Source organism: Vibrio sp. TRT 21S02, from assembly GCF_050113675.1.
Lineage (GTDB): Bacteria > Pseudomonadota > Gammaproteobacteria > Enterobacterales > Vibrionaceae > Vibrio.
In genome coordinates, this window is record NZ_JBNJOI010000001.1 from 365,391 (window position 1) to 385,403 (window position 20,013).

At 42.9% G+C, this 20,013-nt stretch carries 18 protein-coding genes; 7 read left to right on the forward strand and 11 right to left on the reverse strand.

Annotated features, from left to right (window positions below; all coding sequences use genetic code 11):
* Positions 1 to 61 precede the first annotated feature (61 nt).
* The 3 genes from ACQEXU_RS01710 (at position 62) to ACQEXU_RS01720 (ending at position 4,527) form a co-directional block, all read left to right on the forward strand.
* Positions 62 to 1,945, forward strand: a complete 1,884-nt coding sequence (locus ACQEXU_RS01710; protein WP_427009411.1) for a methyl-accepting chemotaxis protein — start codon at positions 62 to 64, stop codon at positions 1,943 to 1,945.
* Positions 1,946 to 2,105: 160 nt separating this feature from the next.
* Positions 2,106 to 3,647 carry a YjjI family glycine radical enzyme gene (locus tag ACQEXU_RS01715; RefSeq protein WP_427009412.1) on the forward strand — a complete coding sequence of 514 codons (1,542 nt, stop codon included), beginning with the start codon at positions 2,106 to 2,108 and terminating at the stop codon, positions 3,645 to 3,647.
* 10 nt (positions 3,648 to 3,657) lie between these two features.
* A complete protein-coding gene (locus tag ACQEXU_RS01720) occupies positions 3,658 to 4,527 on the forward strand; it encodes a YjjW family glycine radical enzyme activase (RefSeq protein ID WP_427009413.1) in 870 nt (289 codons plus the stop codon).
* Here ACQEXU_RS01720 and ACQEXU_RS01725 read toward each other — a convergent pair.
* The 3 genes from ACQEXU_RS01725 to ACQEXU_RS01735 form a co-directional block, all read right to left on the reverse strand.
* Entirely contained in the window at positions 4,524 to 5,441 is a 918-nt protein-coding gene (locus ACQEXU_RS01725; protein WP_427009414.1) for a LysR substrate-binding domain-containing protein, read from the reverse strand. The genes ACQEXU_RS01720 and ACQEXU_RS01725 overlap by 4 nt on opposite strands.
* A 154-nt stretch (positions 5,442 to 5,595) precedes the next feature.
* The gene (locus tag ACQEXU_RS01730; protein ID WP_427009415.1) at positions 5,596 to 6,699 is read right to left on the reverse strand and encodes a phosphoribosylaminoimidazolesuccinocarboxamide synthase; all 1,104 of its coding nucleotides are present in this window, start codon (positions 6,697 to 6,699) and stop codon (positions 5,596 to 5,598) included.
* 280 nt (positions 6,700 to 6,979) lie between these two features.
* Complete coding sequence (locus ACQEXU_RS01735; protein ID WP_427009416.1) at positions 6,980 to 7,369, reverse strand: hypothetical protein; 390 nt, start codon at positions 7,367 to 7,369, stop codon at positions 6,980 to 6,982.
* A gap of 580 nt (positions 7,370 to 7,949) precedes the next feature.
* Between ACQEXU_RS01735 and ACQEXU_RS01740 the strand changes: the two genes are divergently transcribed.
* Positions 7,950 to 9,134 (forward strand): hypothetical protein, encoded by a 1,185-nt coding sequence (locus ACQEXU_RS01740; RefSeq protein ID WP_427009417.1) that lies wholly within the window; start codon positions 7,950 to 7,952, stop codon positions 9,132 to 9,134.
* A 115-nt stretch (positions 9,135 to 9,249) separates the two neighbouring features.
* On the opposite strand, the gene ACQEXU_RS01745 is transcribed toward ACQEXU_RS01740, so the two are convergent.
* Entirely contained in the window at positions 9,250 to 9,495 is a 246-nt protein-coding gene (locus tag ACQEXU_RS01745) for a hypothetical protein (protein WP_427009418.1), read from the reverse strand.
* Positions 9,496 to 9,874: 379 nt separating this feature from the next.
* Between ACQEXU_RS01745 and ACQEXU_RS01750 the strand changes: the two genes are divergently transcribed.
* Both ACQEXU_RS01750 and ACQEXU_RS01755 read left to right on the forward strand, forming a co-directional pair.
* The gene (locus ACQEXU_RS01750; protein WP_367986575.1) at positions 9,875 to 10,246 is read left to right on the forward strand and encodes a VOC family protein; all 372 of its coding nucleotides are present in this window, start codon (positions 9,875 to 9,877) and stop codon (positions 10,244 to 10,246) included.
* A gap of 57 nt (positions 10,247 to 10,303) precedes the next feature.
* The gene (locus tag ACQEXU_RS01755; RefSeq protein WP_427009419.1) at positions 10,304 to 10,792 is read left to right on the forward strand and encodes a hypothetical protein; all 489 of its coding nucleotides are present in this window, start codon (positions 10,304 to 10,306) and stop codon (positions 10,790 to 10,792) included.
* Positions 10,793 to 10,848: 56 nt separating this feature from the next.
* Here the strand turns inward: ACQEXU_RS01755 and ACQEXU_RS01760 are convergent, their stop codons facing one another.
* From ACQEXU_RS01760 to murQ, 7 genes are all read right to left on the reverse strand, one after another.
* Positions 10,849 to 11,700, reverse strand: a complete 852-nt coding sequence (locus ACQEXU_RS01760; protein ID WP_427009420.1) for a MurR/RpiR family transcriptional regulator — start codon at positions 11,698 to 11,700, stop codon at positions 10,849 to 10,851.
* Positions 11,701 to 11,727: 27 nt separating this feature from the next.
* Positions 11,728 to 12,564, reverse strand: coding sequence for a sulfite exporter TauE/SafE family protein (locus ACQEXU_RS01765; RefSeq protein WP_427009421.1), 837 nt, complete (start codon positions 12,562 to 12,564; stop codon positions 11,728 to 11,730).
* Between the two features lie 17 nt (positions 12,565 to 12,581).
* Positions 12,582 to 13,016: a PTS galactosamine/N-acetylgalactosamine transporter subunit IIA gene (gene agaF / locus ACQEXU_RS01770; RefSeq protein ID WP_427009422.1), complete on the reverse strand. Its 435-nt coding sequence runs from the start codon at positions 13,014 to 13,016 to the stop codon at positions 12,582 to 12,584.
* Between the two features lie 67 nt (positions 13,017 to 13,083).
* Positions 13,084 to 13,920, reverse strand: coding sequence for a PTS system mannose/fructose/sorbose family transporter subunit IID (locus ACQEXU_RS01775; RefSeq protein WP_427009423.1), 837 nt, complete (start codon positions 13,918 to 13,920; stop codon positions 13,084 to 13,086).
* Position 13,921: 1 nt separating this feature from the next.
* The gene (gene agaW, locus ACQEXU_RS01780) at positions 13,922 to 14,695 is read right to left on the reverse strand and encodes a PTS N-acetylgalactosamine transporter subunit IIC (protein WP_426953077.1); all 774 of its coding nucleotides are present in this window, start codon (positions 14,693 to 14,695) and stop codon (positions 13,922 to 13,924) included.
* A 2-nt stretch (positions 14,696 to 14,697) separates the two neighbouring features.
* The gene (gene agaV, locus ACQEXU_RS01785) at positions 14,698 to 15,180 is read right to left on the reverse strand and encodes a PTS N-acetylgalactosamine transporter subunit IIB (RefSeq protein WP_427009424.1); all 483 of its coding nucleotides are present in this window, start codon (positions 15,178 to 15,180) and stop codon (positions 14,698 to 14,700) included.
* Between the two features lie 25 nt (positions 15,181 to 15,205).
* A complete protein-coding gene (murQ, locus tag ACQEXU_RS01790) occupies positions 15,206 to 16,132 on the reverse strand; it encodes an N-acetylmuramic acid 6-phosphate etherase (protein WP_427009425.1) in 927 nt (308 codons plus the stop codon).
* 303 nt (positions 16,133 to 16,435) lie between these two features.
* Between murQ and ACQEXU_RS01795 the strand changes: the two genes are divergently transcribed.
* Complete coding sequence (locus ACQEXU_RS01795; protein WP_427009426.1) at positions 16,436 to 19,621, forward strand: DUF7594 domain-containing protein; 3,186 nt, start codon at positions 16,436 to 16,438, stop codon at positions 19,619 to 19,621.
* The last annotated feature ends 392 nt before the right edge of the window (positions 19,622 to 20,013 follow it).

Sequence of the window (20,013 nt, forward strand, 5' to 3'; positions counted from 1 at the left end):
CAACATTTGTTTGTTGTCTATAACATGCGCGCTTTCATATAAATATTGTATCTATCGCAACATGAAACTAACGCTTAAACAGAAATTAATCGGTGCGAGCCTATTAGCAGTTGTGCTAATGGCTGGTGCTCTTACATGGTTGTCTGCTGATCAGTTGTTCAAGCAAACTCGAAATGGGGTGTATTCTCGCGCAGAAAGCTTATCTACGGCAGCTTCTGAAGGGATCTCGGATTGGATTTCGATCAGAAAAGACATCGCTCGAGCCTTTAATGATTACAGTTTAGAAAGTGATGTCGTGCCATACCTGCAGCAAGCACGCAAGGCTGGTGGCTTTGATGATATTTTTCTAGGGACACCCGCTGGAGAAATGCATCGCTCTCACCCAGAGCGTAATCGTGCTGGTTATGATCCTCGTTCTCGTCCGTGGTACAAAGATGCTGACAGCGCAGGAAAGCAAATCATTACGACTGCATACCAAGATGCTATTACCAATGCTCTTTTAGTGACAATTGCAGAGCCTGTAAGGAAGAACGGTCAGTTTGTTGGGGTTGTTGGTGCCGATGTTCTTATCGATCAGCTGATCAACGACGTTATCAACTTAGATGCTGGTGCAAATGCTTATGCAATGTTGATTGATGCTCAAGACGGCACGTTTTTAGCCCATCCTAGTAAAGATCTACTATTAAAGCCTGTAACAGATCTAGACAATCGATTGACACTAAGTTTGATCAGTAAATCAGCGAAATCAGGTCGAATTGAAACTACGGAACGTAATGGGAAAGAAAAACTCTACTTCTTCAAAGAAGTGCCTGGAACGGAGTGGATATTCGCTATTGAGATGGATCGCGCAACTGAAGAGGCTGCGCATACAGAACTATTACAAGGCCTGTTTATTGCTGCAGTTGTGATCACTCTTTTAGTGATTGCCGTTGTGTCGTGGTTAGTGAACTTCCTATTCCGTGATCTTGGCCATGTGTCAAAAGCTTTGGAAGAAATTGCTTCTGGAGAAGGGGATCTAACTCAACGTTTAGAACCACGCAGTAACGATGAAGTCGGTCAACTGGCGACGAATTTCAACACTTTTGTCGGCAACATGCACACTATGGTATCCAAACTAAGTTTGGTGTCGGCATCACTATCTGAACAAGCGCAGCAAACGGCGCAACATGCAGAAGAGCGCAGCGCACGAATCCGTCATCAGCAAGATGAAATCAATATGGTTGCTACGGCGATCAACGAAATGGCGGCCGCGACTCAAGAGATAGCGGGCAATGCCGACCACACAGCTCAGAGCTCATCTGAAGCGGTGTCGGCATGTGTCCACGGTGGTGAACAGGTAGTACAAACACAAAGTTCGATCCAAAACCTTGCTCAAGAGGTGCAGGTCGCAACTGAAGTGATCCAAGAATTGGAAGCTCATGGAAACAGTATCAGTACTATTTTGTCGACTATTCAAGATATTGCAGAGCAAACCAATCTTCTGGCGTTGAACGCTGCGATCGAAGCGGCACGTGCAGGAGAGCAAGGGCGCGGCTTTGCGGTTGTTGCTGATGAAGTTCGTGTTTTGAGCCAACGTACCCATGCTTCGACAAAAGAAATTCAGCAAATGATCGAAACATTGCAAGGTACAACAGGGAAAGCTGTCGGTATTATGGGCGATAGTCGCCAGTTGGCAGGTACCAGTGTCAATGATGCTGACTCAGCAGCTGTTAGCCTGACTCAAATTCAGGCAGCAGTAGAGCGCATCAGTGATATGGCGACTCAAATTGCCTCTGCGGCAGAAGAGCAAGCTTCTGTTACTTCGGAGATCACGCGTAATACGGTTGGTATCCGCGATGTATCTAACGATCTTGCCGATGAAGCGCACGACGCAGCATCACAAGCGGCACAGCTTTCTGAATTGTCACATGAATTAGAGCAAGAAATTAATCGCTTTAAACTTTAATCACAGCTATCCGACGATGCTTTGTTCAAGCCCAGTTATTGTACTGGGCTTTCTTTTGACTATAAATTTCCAATTTGGAAAAATGTTCTTGTCTATATTTCATTTGTAGAAACCTTTGGTCAGTACTTAAAATCCTTATGAATAATAAGGAATATGCGTTATGCCAACTCTACTTAATAGTTTCCAACAACGTATCCAAGAGATCGTTACCGATTCCCATCTCAATCCTAAACAGAAAAATCAATTTCTGGCATTAGAAGCGGAGGCAAACTTACCATATTTGGAGCTTTCCGAGCCTATAACCGCCGCGATGGCACAGGGAATCTTGTGTGACATGTTCGAAGGCCACGCACCATTTAAGCCGCGCTACGTATTACCTGACTATGCCAAGTACCTTAAGCAAGGTTCCACATACCTTGAAGTTGGCCCGGCGGAAGATTTTGATGATGCGCTAAATTTATTGACGATTCTTTACCATCACGTGCCTTCAGTCACTAATATTCCGGTCTACCTTGGTCAACTTGATGATGTGCTCCTTCCATACGTAGGAAAACTGACTGAAGAGCAAGTTTACGTGAAGCTCAAGCGTTTCTGGATCATGCTGGATCGAACTTTGCCAGATGCCTTTATGCACGTAAACATCGGCCCGTCAGACAATGTTATCTGTCGTACGATTCTAAAGGTGGATGCTGAGCTGAAGCAAATTGCACCAAATTTAACTTTTATGTACGACCCAGCGGTCACGCCAGATGATTTGCTGCGCCATGCTTGCTCAAATATCTGTGAATGTAGCAAACCACATATTGCGAATTACCCAGTTCATGCGGCAAGTTACGGCGATAAACGCTTTGGTATTGTGAGTTGTTACAATTCGCTTCCTTTAGGTGGCGGAGCCAATACGCTAGTACGAATGAACCTGAAAGAAGTTGCCAAGCTAGCGACTGGCGTAGAAGATTTCTTAACCCATCTTCTTCCGAAATACAGTGCTTTGATGGCCGAGTTAATTGATGTGCGTAGTTGCCATTTGCATGAAGAATCAAACTTCTTTAAAGGTTTTTTGACTCAAGAAGGATTGATTGAAGAGCAGCGCTTTGCACCCATGTTTGGTATTTATGGCATGGCAGAAGCGGTGAATATTCTGATGCATAAACAGGGTGACTTAACAAAGTATGGTCATGATGAAAAAGCGAATCAGCTGGGCCACAGGATCTCTCAGACTTTGCATCAGATTGTTGAAAGCACACCTGTTAAATATGGCCTTGAAGGCAAAGCATTGTTGCATGCTCAAGGTGGAATTAGTCTAGATAAAGATGTTACACCGGGTGTTCGTATTCCTTATGGAACAAAACCTGACCCTGTAACTTATATTCAGGCAACGGCGCAACATCACCAATATTACACCTCAGGTATCAGTGATATTTTGACCATTGATGAAACGGTAAAATCCAACCCTGAAGCGATGTTCAACTTATGTAAAGGCGCGATCACATTTGGGTATCGAGAATTCACAGCGAATGTGGCCTCGAATGATTTAGTTCGCGTAACGGGCTATATGGTTAAGCTATCAGATATTGAAAAGTTTGCTGAAGAAGGGTCGCGAAGCAATACCACCTTCTTGGGGGCAGAAGCGGCAAACAACACTGGCATACTCGACAGGATGCCACGAGTTGTCAGTATGGAATCGAAACCAATCTATAAGTAAGGCGAGTGTCATGGAAAAAAGCGCATTCGTGAGTCGAATCCTCAATTTTTCATGTGTTGATGGGCCAGGCAATCGTCTGGTCATTTTTCTTCAAGGGTGCAATTTCAATTGTAAAAACTGCCATAACCCACATACCATCAAGCATTGTAATCATTGTGGTGACTGCGTCTCTGGATGCCCAAGCCAAGCCTTAACGGTGAGCAGCAATGGTCGAAAAGTAATGTGGGATGAAACGAAATGCATTCATTGCGATCACTGTATTGAGGTTTGCGCTCATCATGCTAGTCCCAAGGTTAAGCGTTATTCCGTGGGAGAGATGCTGCAAGTTATCAGGAAGCAGCACTACTTCATCGCTGGCATTACTGTGTCTGGCGGAGAAGCAACGATGCAGCTACCTTTTATTGTTGAGCTGTTTCGTGCCATTAAAGTGGACGAACAGCTTCAGCATCTTACCTGTTTTATTGACAGTAATGGCTATCTCTCGGAGCAAGGCTGGCAAAAAGTGATGCCTTACTTGGATGGCGCGATGATTGACCTTAAATCGTGGCAAAACGAAACACATCAGTGGTTGGTGGGGAGGGACAACCATAAAGTCATCAACTCCATTCGTTTATTAGCAGATCATCGCAAGTTACATGAACTGCGTTTACTGCATATTCCAAGCAAAAGTGATTTGGATATGGAGGTAGTGCAAGTGGCTCGCCTTATTAACCAATTGCCTCAAAATATAAACGTGAGATTGAATGCATTTCAGCATCATGGAGTGGTGGGGGAAGCATTAAATTGGCCCAAGTGCAGTGAATTGCAAATGGATACGTTTTACCAATCACTACGTGAGTTGATTTCACACCCGATTCTCTTACCCAGCGTATATATTTAACTAACAACCAATAATTGTTGATGAAGCCAACGCAGTGCAGGATGATTTAAACTGGCTTCATTCCAGACTAAGCTGTATCCCACTTGTCCATAGTCAAAGGGTAGTGCTTTTTGTACCAGCCCTTGTGCTTGAAATGCTTTGTCTGCCCAAGCTTTTGAACATGTCAATATTCGATCGGACTGATGGCATAACACAGCACCAGAGCCAAAGTCTGAGACTGAAATCGTCACATGGCGCGAGCGGTACTGTTGGGTCAGGTTTTGTTCGAAGTAAGGTTCAGAGAGATCGTTATCTTGAATGCCAATGTGCTGGTAAGCCAGATAGTCATCGATTGAAATGACTTCTTTCTGGGCCAACGGATGATTCGGTGACATCAAACAGATCATTTTATCGGTAAGTATTTGTTGCCACATTAGTTCTCGGCTACGTGTTGGGGGTTGGCTAATATCATGCGGTAGTAGCATAAAATCAACTTGCCCTCGGCTCAATGCATCAAAGTTCATCTGTTCTTTGGCATAAAGATGAATCTGTTTTGCTGTACTTAATTGCTGGCATATGTGGTCAATTTTATTCGCAAATAACTCAAAGGTACTTTCTCGCATCGACAGTGAGATAGTGCCAGTGTAGGTGTGTGGATCGAACTCACCCTGATGAAGGATCCCGTTCATGCTCGATAGAATACCGTGAATTTGAGGTGCAATGTTTAAAGCAAAAGAGGTGGGTAACAGTAGGGCACCTTCGCGGTAAAAAAGCTCATCATCGAGCTGAACTCTCAACTGAGACAAGGTTTTGCTGACACTTGATGGCGTCACACATAGCCTAGCCGCAGTACGGGTAACACTGTTTGTAGAGAGCATAACGTGAAGCACGGTTAGGTGTTTTAAACTAATACGCGATAAGGCGACAAAATCCATAATTGGCTACAGTCTGCGAATAAGTGCGCTTATTATATCTTTGTTTGCTCACAAGAGTGATAGCCAAAGAAACAATAGCGTGAGATAAAGCCAGATAGTTGCTGCAGTCTTCAACAAAAAAACGCCCTAAGTTAGGGCGTTTTAAATATATGAATTAGTCAATTAAACCGTATTGTGAGCCAAGAATGTCGATAATTTCTTGCTTTGGATTGTCACTAAGTTGAATCGGTTGTCCGGTAATTTTTTCTGCGATACTTGTATAGGTTGTCGAGATATCCATTAGGGCTTGAAGTGGTAACTCATTGTCGCGAGCAAGCGCTTCGCGCTCAGGCATACGTTCTTTATTTAACAGAATATCTGGGTCAGGAAAGTGGTTAAGGAGAAACTGGCGGAAGCCTTCCTTGGAATTTTCCACGATCTTACCTGCTTGGTATTCTTCGTTATCCCAAATACGAGAGGAGTCTGGTGTGCCGACTTCATCCATATAAATCAATTTTTCGTTACCCGCAGCATCATGAACATAGCCAAATTCAAACTTGGTATCGACAAAGATTTGATCGACTTTCTCAAGTGCTTCGCTAATGACACCAAAGCCATCGCTCAGTAGCTTCTCGTACAGTGCTATATCTTCTTGTTTAGAGAAATTAAACGCCGCGTAGTTATCTTCAATATTTTTACGAGTGATGTTGACGTCGTCCGCTTCCGGTACGCCTGGAATACCTTTCAGAATGCCTTTGGTAGATGGTGTCATCAATAGGTTAGGTAAGGCTTTATCTCTTTCCAAACCTTCAGGTAATTGAATGCCACAAAACTCACGTTCGCCTTTTTCATAAGCGCGCCACATAGAGCCAGTAATGTACTTACGACAAATAGCTTCGATCATGATTGGTTTTGCTTTTTGAACAATCCAAACCAGTGGGTGAGGGATGTCGAGAATATGGCTGTCCGCTAGGCCATTTTCTTTAAACAGTTTAAACCAGTGATTAGAGATCGCATTAAGCGCAGCACCTTTACCAGGTACGCCTTTTAACCCACCTTCAGCATGCCAAATACAGTCAAATGCAGAAATGCGATCGCTGATCACCATAATTGCGAGTGGTGCATCTGGTGAAACGTCGTAACCCTTTTCTTCAATAAGGCGACGGCTATCTTCTTCAGTTAGCCAGTAAACAGAGCGTACTTTTCCACTATGTACAGGTTTGTGAGTGCGAATGGGTAGATCGTCGTTAACGGCGAGAACTTGATTCGAGAGGCTCATGAGGCAATCCTATCAGTCAAACGGCAAATAAACGTGTTTCTTCTCTCAGAAGCACGGATTTGACAGGCATCATACCAGAACTAATCTTAGCTTCCAGATAAAAAGCAAACGATTGCTTAAATTAATTGATGATGCTTCCTATGTTGTACACTTGGTTGATCTAAACATGTCATAAGTTTATGAGCTATAGGTAACAACATAGAGAACGAGAAGGGAATGATAAGCAAAAAAAACCTCCCATTTGGGAGGTATAAGACAGTAGTTTTTTTGTTGAGCTTAATTAATGGTACTGGGTCTCTCTGCCCTCAACGAAAAAGACTTCACACTCGTACTGCTCACCTAACTGGCGAAGTAACTCCTGGTTGACATAATCGATATTATTAGAGGCAACCACTGCACTCGCATTTCCTGACTTAATGGCTTTAATGGCAATTTCCATTTCGCTATGCGAGAGGGATGGTTTCATCTGAATGATGTTTTGACAGCGAACGTTTGAGGCAGAAAGCTGCGCGTAGTCAGGGCGTAAACACTCTGAGGTAAACAAAATCCATTGATGTTGCATCGATAGGTGAGCCCAACGAGACAACGTACTATCAGCGACATTCATTGGTTGAGTCGGCTGAGCCAGAATATTGTGTTTAGAAAATGTTTGAGTACGTGCTTGCGTCATTTTACTGTCTCTCTATACATGCTGTATGCTTATACAGTAGTTTTTAATTGGTAATTGATCAAGCTTTTTTTTGATGTTTTTTTGGACGATATTGTTCGATGTTTACAGTTAAAAATATTTAACTAGTTGAAAATTAAGAAAATGAATAACGTTGGGGCAAATGACAATAATTGTACTAAACGTCATGATTGTGAACTTGATCCATTTGTTATTTTGATTGATAGATGGCTTTTTAGTCATGTTTGTTTGCAAGAGCTCAGGGCTGAATTCAAGTTAGGCTGGTCTGAAGTGCTGGTCTAGTGGGGGGCACGGTTGAATTTTGGTCGAACTGTTTTGGCAAGAGGGTGGCGAGTGACAGCTTTCCTCGTCAGAATTGGAGCGTAATATCTTTTTGTATTTAATGATAATGTTACTAACAATGTTTCAAAACAATTCGACATGCATCTAGTAATTCTGATCCGATCATTATTTTCTTATCCTTACCGTTGAGCGTGCACTAACTACATTCTAAGTTTACAGTTACAACAAAGAATTAACACAAAAGTAAAGTTAGCAACTTCATTTGAATAAGGATGTGAGGATGGAAATTGGTGGTTACGATGAGTATCGCTACGAGCAGCTTAAAGCGTTAGGGGTGCAAAACCTTGATAAACGCCTTAAGTACTTGAAAATCAATGAAGCAGCTGAAAAAGAGTGTATGGATTCGCTTCATCAAATGGCCTTGAAACTAACACAAGCTTCATACAGTCGCTTTCGGCAAACCAATAGCCCAACGATATGGCTTGATATGCTCCGCGAATTCGTTAGCCAATATAAACACAGACAAGAACCACGGAAGATGTGGGGAGTACCTGAAAAGGTACGTCGTTTAGTGTCTTCTCAAGAAGAACAGCGGTTATTAGAACAAATTGAAATGGTTACGGCATTAGCGTTTTATACTTATAACTCCAGCCGGATCAATAATGCCATGACAGCATACACAACATCAGGCACGGCGCTTTCAACTAACGATGTGAATGTCTGGAATGCATATAAAAAGTGGAGCCAAAACTCCACAACAATCGCAGATGCTCCTGTTTATCGCCAAATGACGATACCAAGCCCGCAAAACTCAGCGTGGTGGAAGTACGCAAATGATATGGTGAATGGCGCAAACCCCCGAGGCTCAGTCGGTGTCATTAAGAGCAGCCGCTACATCTCATGCAGTTTCCATAAAGGTTTTATCGAAGGGGCGTGCTTCCCTGAGTACAAAAATACCGAAGGCATTCTGAATTTTGTTATCCGTAAAGCAAGAGGAATTAATATCAGTGCTTTTAGTGGATACAACAGTACTAACCAAGCCAAACAACTAGATACCTACGCGAAGATTTCTTTGGGCGTGTTGGAAGATCAAACCGTAAATGGTGTTGTGGATTACGAAAAGAAGTACGTCACTGATGTGATCGTAAAAAGTAAGGATTTATGGTTTGAGAAACGACGCATTAAAAAAATGAAAGCGGGTTATGAGAACCTTGCCAAGCTGATGGCGTTGAGGGGACATGAGAGTGTTGTCGCTGTTCAAGCCGAGTTCTTATTACCACCTAGTGCGCAGTTGTTAGTTAACAGAATAATTAAGAAACCAGCATACCCCGGAGCGGCCAATGTTCCAGTATTAGAAGTACATGCGACGTATGTTGATAGTCAGGTCAGAGAAAGTGGGACACCTCAAGGCTTAGTACCTACTGATCAATCAATGTTCCGAGGGCCTGTATCGCTATACCCATAATAAAAGGAGCTCATTGAGCTCCTTTTTACTCTCTGCTTAGGTTACCAACCATTTTCGTACCCACTAAAAAAGGCAATGCATTGGCATTGCCTCATGTTTTTGGGGCAGCATCTATTTAATGCGTTAGGTACTCTTCACCCTGACAGTCCTTGATGAAATGCCTTAATACGTCGTAATCATGTTTTTGCAGCTTAATACTCTCAGTGTGGCTGAGTTGAATAGAACGCTGTTTATCGTCACATTTGACGTGACATAACGGTGCTCGGCAGTTGATATTCTGGTTACAAAAACATAAAAATTGACTTCTTAATACGACGACAATTTTTGATTCTTCAAGAAAGGTGTGGTTATTTTTTAGCATAATAAAACATCCAGTTCAGCAAGGGGATTTCCATTCGTATTTTTTGTTTACTTACAGTCTAGATGGCATTTTTGTGATCGAGACATAGGCTTTATGGTTTGTGACAGGTCTCTTGAATAACTTGTTTTTTGATAATAAAAATGTAAGTAAAAAGTTGAGTAGGGTAGTTCACAACAACAAATACTTGAATAATGGTGGCTGAACGTTACGACACTTTTTGTTTTCAGATTATTTTGGTTTTAAAACGAGTCCCAAACCGAAAAATAGGTGTTTTATCAAGGTTAATATCACAGATAAATCAATAGCTTCAAAATGATGGTTGCTGATTAAGTAATATGTAGCTTGCTATATTTGTTCCGCAAGAAAGGTAAAAGGCAATATGATCATTAATCATGTCTCTGTTGGCGTAAGAGACTTAAATACGGCAATGTCTTTTTATGATGCATTATTCGCGTCGTTAAACATAAAGCGCTCTCACACCATAGACAATGTTGCAGCATGTTATGGCGAGCAATTTGAATTTTGGATCGGTTGTCCGTGTAGCGATAAAGCAACGTCAGGGAACGGTTCTCATATTGCTTTCAATGCACCAAGTAAGGCTTCAGTTGACGAATTCTATCGCATCGCTATGCAGCATGGAGCGACGTGTAATGGTAAACCAGGTTTAAGAGCGGAATATGCTGAAGGTTATTACGCCGCTTATATCATTGATTTAGATGGGAACAAATTAGAAGCGGTGACTCAGCTGTAATGCTTGGCATTCAAGCAGCCTTGTAGCCATTGTTTTAAAGATATTTTGGGAGATGTGATGATACGATATTGTTTGGCTTTCATTTTCTCGACCCTGATTCTTGGGTGTGCCTCGACGCAAAGTGAATCTGTGGTTGAAGAAGTCGTCGTTAGTTACGACAAAGACACACTACTTGGTACATGGAATTGCCAGTCGCCTGATGAGCAGTTCGATAAAATGTTTCAACTTGATGCGACGACGACCTTCTTAGCCGATGGAAAATTATCGGGTCACGCTTTAATGTCTGGTCGAATACCTGACTTTGATGGTGATATAAATATTGAAATTGATATCGCAGGACGTTGGGAGTTAGAAAAGAATAAGTTAAAGCAAGTCATTGATAAATTTGAGGCCACACCATTAAATAACGACTCAAAGTTCTTTGCCTACAACTTACGTAAAGACATAAGAACTGGTAGCTGGACTGAGTACACTATCGCTGAGTTAACCGATTCTTTGTTATTAAAAATACAACCAAATCAAGAGCAGCAGACGTGTACGAAATGATGTAGCTAACAAGATTTCAGTAATAAAAAAGCCGAACCCAGTGTTCGGCTTTTTTATTATTTTGATGTGAGATTTGAAAAGGTGTTACGGATTCGTTTTAAGGAAGAGGTTGCACTGTCACCCATCAAGGCGGTGACTCTAAAGAACAAAATATCAAACAGCATCATTTGAGATAATTGAGGAGTGATCATGCCTAATTCGTGGTGACGCTCTCGGTAAGCAAATGGCAACACCAGATCAGCCATTTTGGTTGTTGGTGTTTTGCCATAACGAGTGATCGCAGACACCGTGCAACCTGATTGTTGAGCAATTTCGAGTGACTGAAGGACTTCTTTAGTTTGCCCTCGGGTAGTAAAAGCCAGAGCAAGATCGTTTTCCGTCAACATACTCGCGTAGGCACGTTGAACATGCGTGTCTGAATTAAAGAGTACGTTTTTATTAATTCGAATGAGCTTTTGGCAAGCATCAGATGCTACGACACCGGATGAGCCTACGCCAAATAACGCAATTTTTTCAGCGTTGACGATAGCATTTGCAAGCTGGTCTAACACTTCAGGTTCAACAACTTTAATGGAATTTTCAACATTTTTGCTAAATAGATATCCTGCTTTTTGGATCACCTCAGAAGGGGAGTCATCTAAGCGGACGTCGCTGTATAGAATTTCTCCTACATCGTGTTTTTGAATCGCTAAATATTCTAGCTTGAATTCGGAGTATCCTTTGTATCCAAGATGTTGTGCGAAGCGGATGACAGACGCATTACTCACACCACACTGTTTCCCTAGAGCGATGGCGCTAAGTGTAGAGATGTTGTTTTTTTTATCGTTCAGAAGAAATCCAGAAATTTTCTTTTCTGCTTCACTTCCATGTACCGATAGTGTTTCCAACCTAGGAATAAGATCTGACATATAGACGCCTGAAATATATGTTGAAGTTTAAAGAATGTTGCTTAACATCATAATCAATATGCTTACACATATCACGCTTAACGTCGTTAAATACAACTTGGCTTCAGAGAGTTGTTTAAGCAACACCGTTGAAAGAGGAACACCAAGCAAAGACCCAACAACCAAGGTAAACGCAGTAGGGATATCACTTTGGCCTCCTTTCGCATAAATGAAAGAAGTACTGGCCGATAAAGCCAATGCAATAACAATAGACGAGCCAACGGCTTTTTTTATCCCGATACCTAGATAAGAATTGAGTACCGGAAGAAGTAACACGCCGCCACCAATGCCAGTCGTTCCTATGATAAGCCCACAAAAAGCTCCCGAACTGGAAGCGCGACGATAAGACCAACTTGATGTAGCAGATAACGGCATTGTTTGCTGCTGAGGGTGTTGGCTTTTCATATATTTGCGCATGAGTGAAAAAAGGGCATAAAACATCATCAACACAATGAGAGCCTGTGTGGTGGTGGAAATCAGTCGGTTATAGTCTTCATGTTGATGCAAATACACGACCGTTGAAGCACTTAACATTCCAATAGGAATCGCCCCCAACAGAATGCCTTTAACACTGCGCCAGTCGACATTGGCGGCTTTGATATGGCAAAAGCTCGCATTCACTTTTACTAATGATGCAATCAGGCTTGCGGTTCCGACCGCAAGCACTGGTTCCATATTAAATACGAACTGAAGAAGTGGGATGATAAGAATTCCACCGCCCACACCGGTTAACCCCATTGCTAGCCCAAGCACTAATCCCATCGCAAGCTGAAGTAATATGCTATAGAAGGTAGCGTTGTTGAGTAAGAGTGAAATGAATTCCATGCGTCCAACCTCAGTCGTTAGATACCATCTTCTGATGAATTATCTTGGCGTGAGGCTTCTAGTGCGTCGGCTAATCGTGTCAGTCCGTTATGTCCACTGACTACTGCTGTTTTGGCAAATTCAACTAGATCTAAATCTTCTCGCTCTAACAACATCTCGACACACAGTTGTAAGTTCGTACCTGAAATCACTTCGACATCATCCCGTTGCAGGGCGATTTGTGAGGCCACTCGGAATGGGCTACCACCTAATAAATCGGTGAAGAAAACCACGCCGTCTGTGGTGTCTAGTTTGTCGACTTCTTTCAGCATCAGGGTTTCGAGTTCCGGAACAGAAATGCCTTCAACAAAATCAATGGTTGAGAAATTAGGTTGGGCACCAATAATTTGGTGAATTGCTTGGCCTAAACCTGAGCCAAAATGACCGTGACCAACGAGAATTACAGCTATCATATTTCGTCCTATGAATGAATTAGGTTAAGAATGCGGGCAAAGCCCGCATTAGAGGCCACAAGAGCCGTTATAAAATGCCGATGTAATGACCACCGATACCGAACAAAATCATCAGGAATATGATCTTCGTTGGAGAGAGGCCTTTCATAAGTAGGCGGTAAGTCAGGAGTACGAATAGCACTGGTAGAATGTTAGGGACAATTTTATCCAGTAAATCGGTTTGGATATTAAAGGTTGTATCCGCATAACCAATGGTGGCTGTTGTCTTCAGTTTTACAAACTGGGCAGACATGGCACCAATTACCATAATACCGACGATGGTTGCAGAGCGAGCCATCGCAACGGTGTGGTCTTTCAGCTTGTCCAGTGCTTTCAAGCCAGACTCGTATCCGTACTTGAATAATGGAATTTGTATGCTTAGTCGGGTCACGTTCAGTAGCAACAGATAGAAAATGGGCGCTAATGCCACATTATCCAGTGCTAAAGAAGCCGCAATAGCTGCACTAATCGGTTTTAACGTAAGGTTAAACATTGCATCGCCAATACCTGCAATGGGACCCATTGCCGCCACTTTAAACGCACGAATGGTTTCTACTTTTTGTTTGCTCTGCTCCATTGCAAGGACAAGGCCCAGAATAAACGTCACCAAATATGTGTGCGAGTTAAAGAAGTCCATGTGAGCGCGCATTGACTCGCCCAAACGTTCTTTTTGCTTGTGGATATGCTTTAAACCCGGCGAAATTGCCCAGAGAAAGCCACACGCTTGCATCCGCTCGTAGTTAAAAGAAGCCTGAATAAAGAGTTGTCGCCACAATATTTTTCTAACCACACTCTTTGGCAGTGCATTTGAGCTTGTCTCATTTTGTTCGGCAACAGATGCTTGTTGAGTTAGTTGTTCTGACATCTTAAATACCTCCGCCTTGGTTTTGGTTTGACGTAACAGCTGGCTTGTTTTCTTCGATTCGTTGGCGCGTCATGTAGTCAATAACAGCGATACATGTAGCGAAAATAGCGATAGCAAGTACTGGAAGATTCAAATATGTCATGGCTGCAAACCCGGCAACAAAGTAGGGAATGAATGCCTTTTTAAACATGATTTTAAGTAGCATCGCGAAGCCAAGTGCAGGCATTAAACCACCCGCTATTTTAAGGCCAGTGATGATGCCTTCAGGAACGTAGGTAATAATGGTGTTAGCAACTTCTTCACCAAAGTAAACAGGCAGTACCGCGGTGATAAAATAAAGACACCCTAAAGAGAGCATGCCTAAATGGTTGATACGGGCGATCCCTTTATCATCACCTTGTTGTGCTAAGTCGTCAGCTTTGTGCATTAAGCCTGAGAACACGGTAAATTGAAGAACAATCAGTTGCTGCATCAAGATAGCGAACGGTAGTGCAATACCCACTACGACTTCTGGTGCAAAACCGCCTTGAATTGCGAATGCTGTACCTACCACAGCACCGATGGTGACATTGGGTGGCTGCGCGCCAGCAATCGGTACCAAGCCAAGCCATGCAAGCTCAAGTGCAGCACCTACTGCTAGGCCCGTTTGGTAATCACCTAAGATCAAACCAACAACAGGGCCGGTTACGATAGGGCGTCCAAAATAAAACTGCCCGCTATAAAAGTCGACGCCTGCAAAGGCCGCCCACAGTCCGATTAATAGTATTTCAAACATATCTATCCCTTATATGCGTCGTAGAGTTCAAAGATATCCAGCTTGTCTTCATCAGGCATACGCTGGATGGCAAAACGTACTCCGAGTTCTTTAAGGCGCTTGAACGCTTGCATGTCGTTGTCATCAACCGATACGGTGACATGAATTTGTTTTTTGCCTTCGGAGAAGTGCATGTTGCCAATGTTGATGTCATTGAGTGGCACACCACCTTCAACCAAGCGAACCACGTCTTGAGGTGTTCTTACGACAAGAATGATGTGCTGCTCTGGCGAGGCGTTGTGGATGACATCGATGGTTTTTTGAATGGAGAAAAATCGTACGCCCATGTTTCCTGCTGACATAGTCATCAGGTTTTGTTGTACTGAGTCTTGTGCAACATCATCATTGGCGATGACGATCAAATTGGCACCGGAGTGATGGCTCCATGCCACCGCAACTTGACCATGGAGCAAACGATTGTCGACTCGAGTTAGATTGATACCCATAGTGTTCTCTCTTTCTAATGTTTTTTTAGTTACTGGTGTAGCGCTGTTTAGCGGTAATAAGTTGTTCTTCTAGTGTTTGGAATTCGTTCTCAATGCACTTAAGTGCTTGCTCATAGGAGACTTTTCCTAGGCACATAAGTGCTGCAACTCGTGGGCTGTATTGAGCTTTTTCGAGAAATTCTTTGGCTTTCTCCACTGGGATTTGGCAGATGGAGGCGACCATATTCTCTGCGCGATAAATCAGCTTTTCGTTGTTGGGAATAAGATCGATCATCTGGTTGTTGTAGACTTTGCCTAAACGGGTCATAACGGTGGTACTGATCATGCCCAGCAGCATTTTTTGTGCAGTACCACTTTTCATTCTCGAAGAACCGCTTAGCACTTCAGGGCCAACGTCAGGTGCAATTGCAATGTTAGCTTCTTGTTCCATTGGGGATGTGCCACGAGTACAAATGGCAATGGTTAAGCAACCCATTTCATTGGCGTATTTCAGTGCTGAAAGTGCAAACGGCGTTCGTCCACTGGCCGAAATACCGATGACTACATCGACAGGCTTGAGGTTTCGGTATTCTAATGCGCTGATCGATAAGGTATCACTGTCTTCCACATCTTCGACAGCGGCTAGCATGGCATCTAACCCGCCAGCGATGATCGACTGAACCAGTTCTGGATTGGTGCCAAAGGTAGGGGGACATTCAGCACTATCCAGAACGGCCAGACGACCACTCGTTCCGGCGCCGACATAAAATATCCGACCACCGTTGAGTAGTTGCATACAAATCGTATCCACGGCTTTTTCTACAGCAGGAAGTTGTTTTTCAATGGCTCTAGCGACCGTTTTATCGTGTGTATTGATGGTTTGTAGGATTTCAAACGTACTCATTTTTGAAAGCCCTAATGTTTTTGAATTCATTTCATTTTCAATCAATGCATCAATCTTGGTGTCTCGCATAAATTCAAATCCTTATTTATAAACTTATCTGTAGTTTCATTACCGTATCTTCTTTTTGGTGTGTAATGAAAGTACATTTGTGATTTTATAAATAGAAGTGTGAGTTATGTCATAAGAGTACAATTATTAAATGCATTTATGTATTAATGTTACATACTGATGTTGTTGATTATGGGAAAGGGGGTTTTTGTAGTCAGCATTTAGATTCTCGCAGGTAACAGGTAGGGGGCTATTTAGGGTTCGTGTTCGAGAATAGTGTTCAACCATTTAATCCTTACTTTATAGAAGGAATTGGTGACAAACATGAAAAAAATGACAGTACTTAAGTTAAGCGCTCTTACGGTGAGTTTGGGGCTTTTAGCGACGCCGATAGCAAGCGCGACGCCTTTAAATACAACGTCTGCCGTTACTGCCTCGGTTCAGAGTGACGCAGATATTCGCGATGGTGTAGCACAGCAAATGGCAGCGTATATCGATGCCACAAAGCCTAGTGTGACTGAAGTAGGCAATTGGATTGTTCCGATATCGGAAGGCGGAGAGTTTAATCCAGAGACTGGTCAATGGTCGGATATTGACTATGTATCCTCAACCGCAGCGGCTTTTCCTGTGACCGAACATCTAGATCGCTTGCTGGCTTTAGCGCGCTGTTACACCAATACTCAATGTAACGAAAGTACATCTCCGGCACTGCTTACAACCATTTCAACAGGAATGAAACACTTTGCAGAGGCTCAATATAGCCATAGCAACTGGTGGTTTAATTACATTGGCATTCCCCACAAGGTAGGTGAATTGGTGGTGTATGTCAGAGCGAATCAAATCCCGGTCAATGCGGCAAATTACCAAGCCTTAGTTGACGCGAAATACCTGAATGCCCGAAGTCACTGGAGCTATGGTCGAGGAGCCAATGCGATTGATATTGCCATAGCAAACATGTATAGCGGCGTGGTAAGAGACAACTCAGAAAGGTTGAGTTATTACAGTAATGAAGCGCTGAATGAAATTGGTCGTAATGATATTGGGATTAATGCAGATCAGAGCTTCTTTGCTCATGGCCCGATGCTTAATACCAACTCTTATGGGTGGGTTTTGGTCATGCGTACACTGCAGGTTGAAGCGTTTACACGCGGTTATTATTCGATGAATACCAATAGCCAAAACTCGTTAGAAGGTTTTATGGATCAAGGCATGTATCCCACATTCCGTGGTCGTTATCATGACTATCTAACGGGTGGACGAGGTGGTGTTTCAAGAGAAAACAACCTTGGTCGCGGGTTCTCTACGGACGCATTACAACGACTCAATCCTGATAGAGCTGAACATTTTGAACTGGTTAATAAAGTGACCAGTGGGCAGGTATCTGCAGATCAAATGCCGTACCGGGGTGTGAAAGGGTATTGGAATGGCGACTATTTGCTTAAAAATGAACAGGCTTATCAATATTCTGCACTCACACATTCTGATCGGACCATGGCGATTGAGCAGGGCAATGGTGAAAACTTGCTAGGCGCTTTGATGTCTATGGGATCGCACTCCATCCGTTTGTCAGGAGATGAGTACTACAACATCTTTCCTTTGTGGAACTGGTTGAAAATCCCCGGCGTGACTGGAAGAGAAGGCCAGTCGATGAACGTAGGTTGGAACAGCAAAGGTATTGCATTTTCTGGTGTTATGTCGGCTGCAAACAACGCCATCATGGTACATAGCCAAAATAAATTTGGGGTCACAGTTAAGAAGGCGAACTTCGTTTTCTCCGATGCTATTGTTGCGATGGCCTCAGAGGTCACTTCCAGTAAAGCAGGTTTGGTTACCACATCCCTTGAGCAAAATTGGTTTCGCGATAATGTGACCATTGGGCTTAGTAATGGGAGTACAGACTCTTTAACTTCGGGTGAAAATAGCTATAGTGGCGAAGAGCTGGCCTACCTGCTGCATAATGGCACGGCTTATATGCCGTTGGACAACAATACCTATAAGGTCAGTGTTGAAGAGCGTACAGGCAAGTGGACGCGAGTAAACAACTCAGAAAGTGACCGTGATATTACAGGCATGGTGTTTACTAGCTGGGTTGATCATGGTGCTTATCCTGCAAACGCAACCTTTAGTTACGCTATCTATCCGGGAGTCACTTCTAATTCAGTATCAAACTTAAACCCTCGTGACCGGTTTGTGACCTATCAAGAAGGGAACACATTGGCGGTATATGATAAGCGTGATGACGTTTTGCAACTTGTACTGCGAGAAGCGGGTCAATGGAGTAATACGGAGCTGACGTTGGTGTCTGATCAAGCTGGCATGTTTGTGGTCACGGGTGTCAGTTCGCAGCAACCAACACTGTATTTTGCTGATCCGGATCAGGCGTATACCGCTGCAACGGTAAGCTTATACAATTCGCACGGTGGGGCATCATCCCAATTGAGTGCGCCGAATTACCAGCAAACCAATGTTTCATCGGACTCCTTGGCTATGGGTGACATTCAACTCACTCCCGATCTCGTGTTGCAAGCTGCATCAGATACCTTTGTCCGTTACGGAGGCTACTCTGATGACAACTACGGTACCTCTGAAAAAATCGCGGTTAAAGCAGATTCTAATTCCGCATATCGACGTCATGCTTACCTTCAATTTCCAATCGATCAGGTAAGTGCCTCTGCATTAAATACCGCTAAGCTTGAGTTATCTGTTTTCAATGTCGGCGCAGCTCAGCCCGTTGTTGCTTATTTGGTGAATGATAACTCGTGGGATGAGTCTGCAATAACTGCGAATACTGCACCTGCAACCGGCGTGCAAGTGGCAACGGCAACGAACAACAATGGTATATTCCAATGGGATATCACGGATGCTGTACGTACTGCTGCCCAACAGGGCTTAAACGCGATTAGCCTGAAACTTGAAATCGCCAATAATGGTGCAAATAATTGGGTGACGTTTAACAGTAAAGAAAGTGCAGCTGCGGGCCCTGTGATTAACATCGATTATAATCCGATAGAAGAGCAGGCTAATGCCGTTGAAGATGCATTTGTTCAAGGTGGCACTTCTGCTGATGGGAATTTTGGTCAGGATTCACGCTTGATCGTAAAACTGGATCCAAACTCGCCAAGCTATACACGGGAAAGTGTGCTTAAGTTCCCTATTGGGCATTTAAGAGCTGATGCGTTGAGTCGTGCTGAAGTTGTACTTGAGGTGAAATCAATTGGCCAAGCCATGACGTTCAATATTGCAGAAATTGACTCTAATTGGAGTGAAAGTAATGTGACTTTTAATTCACTCTCGAGAGGAAATGGCACGCCGATTACGGTTGCAGTAAATACTACGGATCAGACGGTGGCGGTTGATGTAACTGGGTTGGTGAAATCAGCATTAGAGCAGGGTAAACAACAGATCTCATTGCGATTGTACAGTGGTGATTCAGGAGGGCAAAAATACGTAACTTTCTATAGTAAAGACAGTGATTTTACGGCGCCTTCATTAAGCACTTCAAGCTATTAATACACTTATCTGCCACTTTTGCTCTTTTGTAGTAAAAAGTGTCATCTGCTAATAAAGTCTCTACTTAGGTAGAGACTTTTTACATCCTCTTTTTATAGCACTCCAATATGAAAGTAGCTTAACGTGATTAATCGCGGCTTTATTTATTATTTCCTATTCATCTTTATGCACTGAACGTGATTATTGTCATGTTATTACATTAATTATATTAAAAATGTATTATTGCTACCATTGTAATGTATGGTGTTCCTAATGTTTGTTTTTTAATTTAATAATTTTAATGTTAATAATTAAATATTATCTCTATATAAATAATGCTTATCACTTTAGTCATAATTCTGTTAATTATTAACTTGTTACATTTAATTTTAAGATAGTTTCTGTTTATGTGA